The sequence below is a fragment of the Streptomyces sp. NH27 genome (assembly GCF_056859195.1).
In genome coordinates, this window is record NZ_JACEGK010000342.1 from 1 (window position 1) to 8,573 (window position 8,573).

General features: G+C 73.3%; 14 protein-coding genes and 1 pseudogene. All 15 read left to right on the forward strand.

What is annotated here, in order from left to right; genetic code table 11:
- Nucleotides 1-296: 296 nt before the first annotated feature.
- The gene (locus AC13HU_RS24865) at nucleotides 297-749 is read left to right on the forward strand and encodes an RRQRL motif-containing zinc-binding protein (protein WP_483044165.1); all 453 of its coding nucleotides are present in this window, start codon (nucleotides 297-299) and stop codon (nucleotides 747-749) included.
- Nucleotides 750-773: 24 nt separating this feature from the next.
- Nucleotides 774-1,373, forward strand: coding sequence for a hypothetical protein (locus tag AC13HU_RS24870; protein ID WP_483044166.1), 600 nt, complete (start codon nucleotides 774-776; stop codon nucleotides 1,371-1,373).
- A 156-nt stretch (nucleotides 1,374-1,529) separates the two neighbouring features.
- On the forward strand, nucleotides 1,530-1,814 hold the full coding sequence (locus AC13HU_RS24875; RefSeq protein ID WP_483044167.1) for a hypothetical protein: 285 nt from the start codon (nucleotides 1,530-1,532) through the stop codon (nucleotides 1,812-1,814).
- A 132-nt stretch (nucleotides 1,815-1,946) separates the two neighbouring features.
- Nucleotides 1,947-2,474: an AAA family ATPase gene (locus AC13HU_RS24880; RefSeq protein WP_483044168.1), complete on the forward strand. Its 528-nt coding sequence runs from the start codon at nucleotides 1,947-1,949 to the stop codon at nucleotides 2,472-2,474.
- A complete protein-coding gene (locus tag AC13HU_RS24885; RefSeq protein WP_483044169.1) occupies nucleotides 2,471-3,106 on the forward strand; it encodes a 2'-5' RNA ligase family protein in 636 nt (211 codons plus the stop codon). The genes AC13HU_RS24880 and AC13HU_RS24885 overlap by 4 nt, the downstream gene beginning before the upstream one ends.
- 58 nt (nucleotides 3,107-3,164) lie before the next feature.
- A complete protein-coding gene (locus tag AC13HU_RS24890) occupies nucleotides 3,165-3,461 on the forward strand; it encodes a hypothetical protein (RefSeq protein WP_483044170.1) in 297 nt (98 codons plus the stop codon).
- 116 nt (nucleotides 3,462-3,577) lie between these two features.
- Nucleotides 3,578-4,183 carry a DUF6919 domain-containing protein gene (locus AC13HU_RS24895; protein ID WP_483044171.1) on the forward strand — a complete coding sequence of 202 codons (606 nt, stop codon included), beginning with the start codon at nucleotides 3,578-3,580 and terminating at the stop codon, nucleotides 4,181-4,183.
- A gap of 134 nt (nucleotides 4,184-4,317) precedes the next feature.
- Complete coding sequence (locus AC13HU_RS24900) at nucleotides 4,318-5,010, forward strand: hypothetical protein (RefSeq protein WP_483044172.1); 693 nt, start codon at nucleotides 4,318-4,320, stop codon at nucleotides 5,008-5,010.
- 117 nt (nucleotides 5,011-5,127) lie between these two features.
- A complete protein-coding gene (locus tag AC13HU_RS24905; RefSeq protein ID WP_483044173.1) occupies nucleotides 5,128-5,709 on the forward strand; it encodes a hypothetical protein in 582 nt (193 codons plus the stop codon).
- Nucleotides 5,706-6,065 (forward strand): hypothetical protein, encoded by a 360-nt coding sequence (locus AC13HU_RS24910; RefSeq protein ID WP_483044174.1) that lies wholly within the window; start codon nucleotides 5,706-5,708, stop codon nucleotides 6,063-6,065. The genes AC13HU_RS24905 and AC13HU_RS24910 overlap by 4 nt, the downstream gene beginning before the upstream one ends.
- Complete coding sequence (locus AC13HU_RS24915; RefSeq protein WP_483044175.1) at nucleotides 6,062-6,772, forward strand: AAA family ATPase; 711 nt, start codon at nucleotides 6,062-6,064, stop codon at nucleotides 6,770-6,772. Before AC13HU_RS24910 ends, AC13HU_RS24915 begins: the two co-directional genes overlap by 4 nt.
- Nucleotides 6,773-6,776: 4 nt before the next feature.
- Entirely contained in the window at nucleotides 6,777-7,034 is a 258-nt protein-coding gene (locus tag AC13HU_RS24920; RefSeq protein ID WP_483044176.1) for a hypothetical protein, read from the forward strand.
- A 96-nt stretch (nucleotides 7,035-7,130) separates the two neighbouring features.
- Nucleotides 7,131-7,820 carry a GGDEF domain-containing protein gene (locus tag AC13HU_RS24925; protein WP_483044177.1) on the forward strand — a complete coding sequence of 230 codons (690 nt, stop codon included), beginning with the start codon at nucleotides 7,131-7,133 and terminating at the stop codon, nucleotides 7,818-7,820.
- Nucleotides 7,817-8,359: an ASCH domain-containing protein gene (locus AC13HU_RS24930; RefSeq protein WP_483044178.1), complete on the forward strand. Its 543-nt coding sequence runs from the start codon at nucleotides 7,817-7,819 to the stop codon at nucleotides 8,357-8,359. The genes AC13HU_RS24925 and AC13HU_RS24930 overlap by 4 nt, the downstream gene beginning before the upstream one ends.
- Before the next feature lie 8 nt (nucleotides 8,360-8,367).
- A pseudogene (locus AC13HU_RS24935) lies at nucleotides 8,368-8,573 on the forward strand (Lsr2 family DNA-binding protein); the annotation flags it as partial.

Sequence of the window (8,573 nt, forward strand, 5' to 3'; positions counted from 1 at the left end):
GCCGCACCCACGCCCGGCACACGGCACCCCGGCGCCGACCGCGCCCGGCCCCCGCACCACACACACCGCCTGAGCCCGACACAGCACTGCGCCCCGCCGACAGCACACTTCGCCGGCGGGGCGCAGCGCTGTCCACCACGTCCGGAGGAACCGCCCGTGCTCATCCCCCGCCCGCGCCGCGCCAAGGACGGCCGGCCCCGGCCACGGATCCTGCGCGTGCAGCTGCACCGCGGCCGCACTGTCGCCGCACTCAACGCCCGCTCGCGCCTGAAGGCGCCCTGGCCCCGCCGTTTACGGTGACCGGCCCCGCCGCCGCCCCCGGGCAGGCCGGCGAGGCCGACCAAGCAGTGCCCGACGTCGACCCGTACGACGACAGAACCGGCGCCCTGATCGTGCACCGGTGGCGGCAGGCCCCCAAGGGGCTGGCCACCCGGCGGCAACTCCGGCAGATGCGGCTGCGCCCCGGCGGCCAGGAACCCGTCGCCCGGATCGAATGCCGCGGCGGCAAGCGCTTCGCGTGGCTCTACGAGATCGACAAGGCGCTGCTGATACGGCCGATGACGCTCGCCAAGGAGATCGCCCTCGACGCGGCGATGTCCAAACGGCAGACCTGCCCGAAGTGCGGGCGCCGGTACTACCACTGCCTGCCGCTCAAAACGCTCGGTGCCTGCCTGGAGTGCGCAGAAGGCATCACCGCCGACCCGACCACCTACACCCTCCCCCGCCCCAGCCACCGGCTGGCCGCGTGACCAACCACCCCCGAAGGAGCACCAATGGCACCTCTGCCACGCAAGCTCACCGCGTACGGCTTCCTGCTCGCCGCCGCCGGCGCGGGCGGCTACATCGGCTTCGCCGACGCACCCCACACCTGGCCCACCGCCTGCCGGGCCGCCGTCGCGGGCATCGCCGGCCTCGCCTTCGCATGGGGGCTGGCGGACTTCCTCGCGTCCCTGCGGCAGCACCTGCGACCGGTGACCGCCAACCGGGCGGCCTCCGCCTCGCCGCCGGCCAGCCTCGCCGACGGCATCAGCCGCCTGGAGGAAGCCACCGCCGCCGACGCCGCGCAGCGGGCCGCGGACGACGCCTTCCAGATCGACCGCGGCCAGATGCTCCTGACCGACGCCGACCGGTGGCAGGGCTACCGCGACGGAACCGCCACCTTCTTCCTCGCCCCCGGCGCCCACCTGCGCTACTGGTGGGACACCCAGGCCGGCGACCACGCCCCCGGCATGGTCTTCACCGCCGTCACCAGTGACGCCGACGCCCCGGGCTCCATCACCAACCTGCGGCAGCTGCGCCGGCTCCTGGAGAGCTACGCCGCCCGGACTCCCGACAACTCCGGCTCCAAGAACACGGACCTGCAAACGGCCTGACGGCCTCTTTCCCTGCCCCGGCCCGCTTCTGTCAGTCCCGAGACCCCGCCGCTGGGCGTCCCGGGGCTGGCAGTGGCCGACCGGCCAGCCACGGCCCGGCCCGGCCCGGGCAACCACCCGGGCCGGGCCTCCACCTTCTCCCAGGGGGATCTCCCGATGCGTACCCGTACCCGCTACATCGCCGCCGCGGTCGGCGTCACCGTCGTCCTCGGCTTCGGCGCGACCGCCTGCTCCAACAAGTACACCGAGCCCTTCAAGGACGCGCCCCGCTCGGGCCAGGACAACGGCGCCCCGATGGACGTGATCCGCATGTCGGACGGCTTCAGCAACATCGGCGCCAAGTGCGACGGCCCCAACCGCGTCTACGTCGCCTACCACGGCGACTCCAAATACGCGTCGCTCGCCGTCGTCGCCAACGACCCGCGGTGCACCAAGAAGTAGGCCCGCTCCCTCCGCCTGCCGCACGCGCCTCTCTGTACCGGCCCGCTTCCGCCGGCCTCGCGTTCGCACGCCGGACTCGAGGCCGGTGGTGGCCGACCGGCCAGCCCCCATCAGCAAGGAGGAACTCCACCCGTGACCACGCTGGACCCTTCCGCCCACCCGGCCGCAGGCGCTCAGACACCGCTCGCTCCCGGAGCGCTTGTCGTCCTGGTCGGCATCCCCGGCTGCGGCAAGTCCACCCTGGCCGCCCGGTACCCGGCCACCTGGCGGGTGTGCCTGGACGTCTACCGCGAGCTCGCCACCGACTCGATGGCGGACCAGTCGGCGACTCCGGTCGCAGCCCAGGTCCAGAACCTGCTCCTGGACGCCCGCCTCGCCCGCAACCTCACCACCGTGGTGGACGCCACCAACATCTACCCGCACGTGCGCGCAGGACTGCTTGCCCGGGCCCGCTACTGGCAACGCCCCACCGTGGCGATCCTGTTCGACGTGCGGCTGCCGACAGCGGAAGCACAGAACGCCGCGCGCGAGCGCGTCGTTCCGGTCCACGTCCTGCGCGATCTGCACGCCCTGCTCCCTACCTCCGGCCAGCTGCACGACGAAGGCTTCGGCGCCGTGCACCTCGCGTCCGAACTCGCCGCTGCAGGAGCCCCGCAGTGACCGGACCGCACATGACGGACTTCTTCGCCGCAGTGGAGTCGCGCACCCACGCATGGCCGGCCGGGCGCGCGGACTTGCACTGGCACCTGCTGTTCGACGAAGCGACCGTGCGCGAGGAACTGGTGGAGCGGTACCGGGCGATAACCCACCGCTCCGGCCTGGCCCCGGTCCCGGCGCCGTGGGTGCACTGCACCGTGCTGCACGCCGGGCCCATAGACCAGTACCCGGAAGAAGCGATCACCGCGATCATCGAGCGGGTCACCAAGGAGTGCCAGGACATCGGCCCGTTCGACCTCGTCTTCGACCGGCCGGGCGTCGGCACGGTCGCCGTGGAATGCCTGGCCCGCCCCGGCGAGCCCGCTCGGCGGCTGTGGGAGCTGACAGCCCGCGTCGACGCGGAGGTCACCGGCGGCCGGTTCCCCGTGATCCCCGCCCTGTACTACCCGCACCTCTCGCTCGCTTACGGCACCGCCGGCCTCATCCGGCCGGACCGGCGCGAGCTGAAGGCCGCCCTGTCCGACCACCCCGGGGAGCCGGTCGTGCTGCGCGCCAACCGCCTGTGCCTGGTGGCGCAGTCCCACGACCGGCGGCATATCACCTGGACGCCGATCGCCGAAGTGGCGTTGCAGTAGGCCGGGCGTCCCCCCGCGCGTCAGCCACGATCTGCCGCCGACCTCGAAGGAGCCCTACATGGCAGCACCCGCCCGAACGGCCGCGCATCTCGCCGCGGTCGCCGTGGTCGCCGCGACGACCGCGGCCGCACTCACCTACGCCAGGACGTCCGGCGGCTGGTCGCTGGAGCTGTCCCGGGACCAGGTCGCACTGCTCCCCCGGCCCCGCCGCAACTGCCCCCGCTGCTACGGCGAGGGCGGCTGGTGGAACGGCGGACCGTATCCGGAGATGGAGGCGTGCCCGTGCTGGGACCGCCGCGGACTCCGCCTCCGACTGCGCCGCCCGGACCCGAGCTTCGACGAACCACCCTTCTGACCACGGCGGATCAGCGACTGGCGGCCACCACCTGGTGGCCGCCAGTCGGCACCACCAGTGATCGCCTACGCCCGGACCTTCCCGAGAAAGGACAGCACACCATGCGATTGCCCTGGATGAGCAGGAGAGACCGATCCCGGTGGCGCGCGGCCGATACGGTCGACCAGCTCGGCACCGCCGGGGCGCTGTGGCTGGAGGGCGGTATCGCCAGCCAGCCCGGCTACGCCCCCCGCTACGGTCCGGACACCGAGACCCTCCCGTTCGTAGAGGTCCTCGCCGCCGTCAACCGCGCCGGGTTCTACACCACCTGCTCGCAGCCCGGCATCGAAGAGGCCGGCGTGGACGGCGCCTGGTGGCAGCAGAAGGCCGCTGTCACGGGTTTCGTCACCGCGGGCCGGGACCTGCGCGACATGATCGACGCCGCCGAAGACGCGGGCCTGGACATCGTGCTCACCGACTGCTGGGACGCCGACAACGGCCACGCCCACCCCGGAATCGTCTGCACCACCCGGGACGGCGAGCCGTACACCCAGTTCGGAGCCACCCTCACCCGCAGCGACATCGCCTTCTTATGGTCTGCGTTCCCTGCCGCGGTCACCGTCCTGCAGCACGCCCCGCAGATCACCCTCGCCGACCCGCAGTTCGGCCCGAGCACCCGCCTGTGGGACGTCCTCGCCACCATCGCCAGCCAGAACACGGCCGCCGACGCACCCAGCCACTGACCAGTGCCGATTCTGCACCGCCCGACCGGCCCGCCGCACACCGCGGCGGGCCGATCTCGTTCCCATCCCTCCCAACGCTGTGGCCGGACAGCCCGGCCACAGCGCACTCCACTACGTCACCGTGAGGACTCGTCATGCAGGACTGGAACACCCCCGACCACCACATCGCCGACACCGACCACGGCACGCTGCACTTCGCCGGCGACGTGCCGTTGGTGCTCGCCGACTGGCAGGTCACCGAGAACGCCCCCGACGCCGACGGCCGCGTCTACGCCTCGGTCCGAGGCTGGCTGGCCAACGGTGGCGGCAGCGGCCGGGCGGACGACCGCTACACGGAGCCCGTTCAGGCCGGCCGCGCTCGGCTGGTCCGCAGCGAGCTGCGCGGCCGCCAGGCGCTGACCGACCGAGACGTCCACATCGACTACTACAACCCGGGCAAGCCCTACCCGAACACCTGGGACCACCCCGGCTGCCTGGTCACCGTCTCGTGGATGGACCGCCGCGTCGACGCCGGCGGCCACCCGGTCCCGGAGACTGAGATCGGCCGCACTCAGTGGACCCACCCCGACACCGGTGCCGTCTTCGACCTCACTGCGGCGTACGTCCCCGCCGGCGAGTTCTACCACGACGACCCGGCGCACCCGGGGTTCACCTGGCAGCACTTCGACCACTGGTCCGGCGGCGTCCCGGTCCTCCACCTGTTCCACGGCAACGCCAATGCCCCCAGCAACGGGTTCGGCGTCCGCGGCCGGCGCATCACCGACGGCGAGTGGGTCCTGGCCGCCGATGCCCCTCGGTTCAGCGATGTCCTGGCCGCCCGGTCCTGACCGCCCCGCCCCCGTGCTGCCCCGGCCTACCAGGCCGGGACGGCGCGGAGGCCCGGACAGTCAGCCCGGACCGAACCGATTCCTGGCCAACCCCTCCTGATGAGGAGAAACCCGAGCATGAACCCGTTACCCACCACACCCACGAACCGCCTGGCCCTGTTCGGTGCGCTGCTCGCGTCGTTCGACGCGCTGCACCCGCTGTGCGACCAGTGGGTCCAGAGCTCGAAGGACGCGGCCGCAAAGGGCCTGCACGGCACCGAGTTGGTCTACCGCGACGGGACGCCCGTGGCGGAGAACCCGTGGCACCACGGGCCGACTCGGACGGCCAGCTCCCACGGGCGACGGGCGGTCGCCCGGCACGTCGCCTCCTACACCGCCGTGCAGCTGCTCGCCGCGGCCGGCGTCACCCGCGCCTTCGGAATCCGCGTCCCGATGAAGGCGCTGCTCGCGGGAGCGGCCATCAACGCCAGCACCCACGCGATCCTGGACCGCCGTGACCCGCTGATCTGGCTCGCGGACAAGGCCGGGAAGGGCGGCTACATCAAGCACGCCACGGTGGTCCGCAAGGCCGGCCACGACACGGCGGAGCTGTCCGGGCCCGGCACGGCGCTGATGGAACTGGACCAGGCGGCCCACCGCGCCATCGGGTTCGCCGCCGCCGCGGTCACCACCTGGTACGCCACCCGGTCCGCGACGTGACCGCCGTCGACCCGCAGGTGGAGCGAGCCCGCGGCAGCGCGGGCATCGCACGCCTGGCGCTCCAGCAGATCGAGAGGGACCTGGCCGGCATCGCCGACCCGGCCGTGGTCGCGGAGGTGCTGCGCGAGCTGTTCCGCGAGGACGCCCCCGACGACGGGGTGTCCGGCGCGCTCGTGCAGCTGCTCACCGCCGCCGGCCACGCCGCGGACCGCGCCTCCGACGACCAGGACCTCGAGGCACCCGACGGAGACGTGTCCGCGCTCCTGGAGGAAGCCGCCGCGTTCATTGGCGACTCCGCCGGCCTCCACCTGCACTACGCCACCCGCACCCTTCACCCCCAAGGAGAACGCGAATGACACCGATGGACACCGAGATTCCCCACCCGTCGCTGGTCCTGCTGATGGGTCAGTCCGGCACCGACCGCGCCACGCGTGCCGGGCTGCTGAAGATCGCCGCCCGGCACGGCATGCCGACCGTGGCTCTGCTGATGTCCGCGTCGCTGCCGGAAGCGATGGATCGCAACTCGCGGCGGCCGGACAGCCGACGGGTGCCCGACGACGTCGTGCGCGCGCAGCACGCCGCGATGGTCGCCGCCCACCCCGGCCTGCGCAACGAGGGCTTCGACCACGTGGTGTTCTCCGACTCGATCGGCCGGCTGCGGCCGCTGCTGCGCCGGGTCAGCGACACCCGCCACCGCGACCTCGGACTGGACGGCGGCCCGGGCCTGGGTGACGAGCTGCTGCTGCGCCGCTTCTTCGGCCCGGAGATCGCCCGCCTGGCGACCTGGCGGGACGGCTCCACCCTCGCCGACGGCGACCGCGTTGTCGTCCTGCGAGCCGGCCAGGAGTACCTCAACCTCGCCTTCCGCAACAACGCCGACGGCGAAGGCGACATCGGCTTCGACGTGCAGCTGCCCTGCCCCAACGAGGACTGCCCCGGCCCGGCCTGGACGCCGGTCTACAACGCCACCGACCTCCTCAAGGCCCACCAGGGCCTCATGGACGGCGACGACGACCTGATCTGCACCCGCAACCCGGCCCACACCGGCCACCCCGAGTGGTGACCCGATGCTGCCCCACTTCGAGGTCGACGTCCCGATACACGACCCGGACCACCCCGACCGGCGCGGCCTGCACGTCTTCACCGGCCGCGCCCACAGCCCCGGCGACGCCCTGAGCGCCGCGTTCACCGCGTGGGACCAGGCGCGGCAGTGCGCTGCCGTCGGCGTGCAGATCCCGACCGCGTCCGGCTCCGGCTGGTCGGCTCGGGGACTTCGCCCCGGCTGGGACCTGCACTGGGACCAGGCCACCACGCGCCCGCTGTAGATCCGCCCCGGGGCGGCCGTCCTGGCCGTCAACCTGACCGGCCGCCTCGGGCCCACACCCGCATCGACAAACCCCGACACGAGAGGGAGCCCCAGTATGGCCTCCACCGTGCACGTCACGGGCCGCATGGCCCACATCCCCACTACGGCCGCCGTCATCACCGCGGCCGCGGTTCCGCTGGCCGGTTGGACCGTCCACACGGTCATCTGGCACCGCCGCCTGGCCGCCACCCGCCGCGACCCGCTCACCGGCGTCCTGCGCCGCGAGCCCTGGACCAACCGGGCCCGCCACCTCCTGCACCGCCACGGCGAGCACACCGCGGTGCTCCTTGCCGACGTCGACGACTTCAAGGCCGTCAACGACCAGCACGGGCACGCCACCGGCGACCAGGTCCTGGCCGCCACCGCCGCCCGCCTCACCGAGTGGGCCGGGCCCGGCGCCGCGGTCGGCCGCCTCGGGGGTGACGAGTTCACCGTCGCCCTGCCCACCGAGCCCGACGAACTCGACTTCCGGCTGGGGCAGCTGGCCCGGATGCTCGCTCAGCCCGTCACCACCGGCGGGCACCAGGTCGACGTCGCCGTGTCCGTCGGCGCCGCGACCCCCGCCGCCACCGGCAGCCAGGACCTGCCCGAGCTGCTGCGCGCCGCCGACACCGCGATGTACGCGACCAAACACACCGGCCGCCCGCTGCTGGCCGGCCCCAAGCACGTGAACGCGGTGAGCATCAACGGCCGCCGCGCTGGCCGCCCCGGCACCGGCAACACCCCGGCGGGGAGGGCAGCGTGAAGCCCACCATCGCGCACATGCGCTGCATCACCGTCCGCGACCCGTGGGCCACCTGCATCGTGCACGGCGGCAAGACCATCGAGAACCGGCCCCGGCCTTGGTCCTGGCGCGGCCTGCTGCTGATCCACACCTCCAAGACCCTCGACACCGGAGCCCTGCACGACCCGCAGGTCGCCGCCACCGTCCGCGACCGCAAGCTCCACCCCGGCGCCGTGGTCGCCGTCGCCAACCTGGTCGACTGCCACCCCGACGACGGACCGTGCACCCCGTGGGCGCAGCCCGGCCAGCACCACCTGGTCCTCGCCGACGTCCAGCCGCTCACCACGCCGCTGCCCTGGACCGGGGCCCGCGGCCCCTGGACGCCGTCGACCCAGCTGATGGACCAGGTCCTCACGCAACTCCCCCACCTGACCGTCCCGGACAACGACGGCACGACCATCACCCCCCGGCAGGCGGCCACCAACCGCTGGCTGCTGGAGACCGCCCTCACCAGCGTCAGCGCGCAGCACCGCCGCGCCCGCCGGACTGACGCCGCATAGGGGGCGCGATGTTCACCGAATTCGACGTCGCCAAGACCGCCGAATCCCTGCCGCTGGAGGACAACTCCGGCGACCAGGACGCCAAGGCCGCCCGCCTGACCGCCCGCAACGCGCGCGACAAGCACGACCTCACCGAGCTCCTGGACGCCCTCGGACTGCCCACCGACGCCGACTCGATCACCGACCTGCTCCCGCTGATCCCCGACCCCACCGA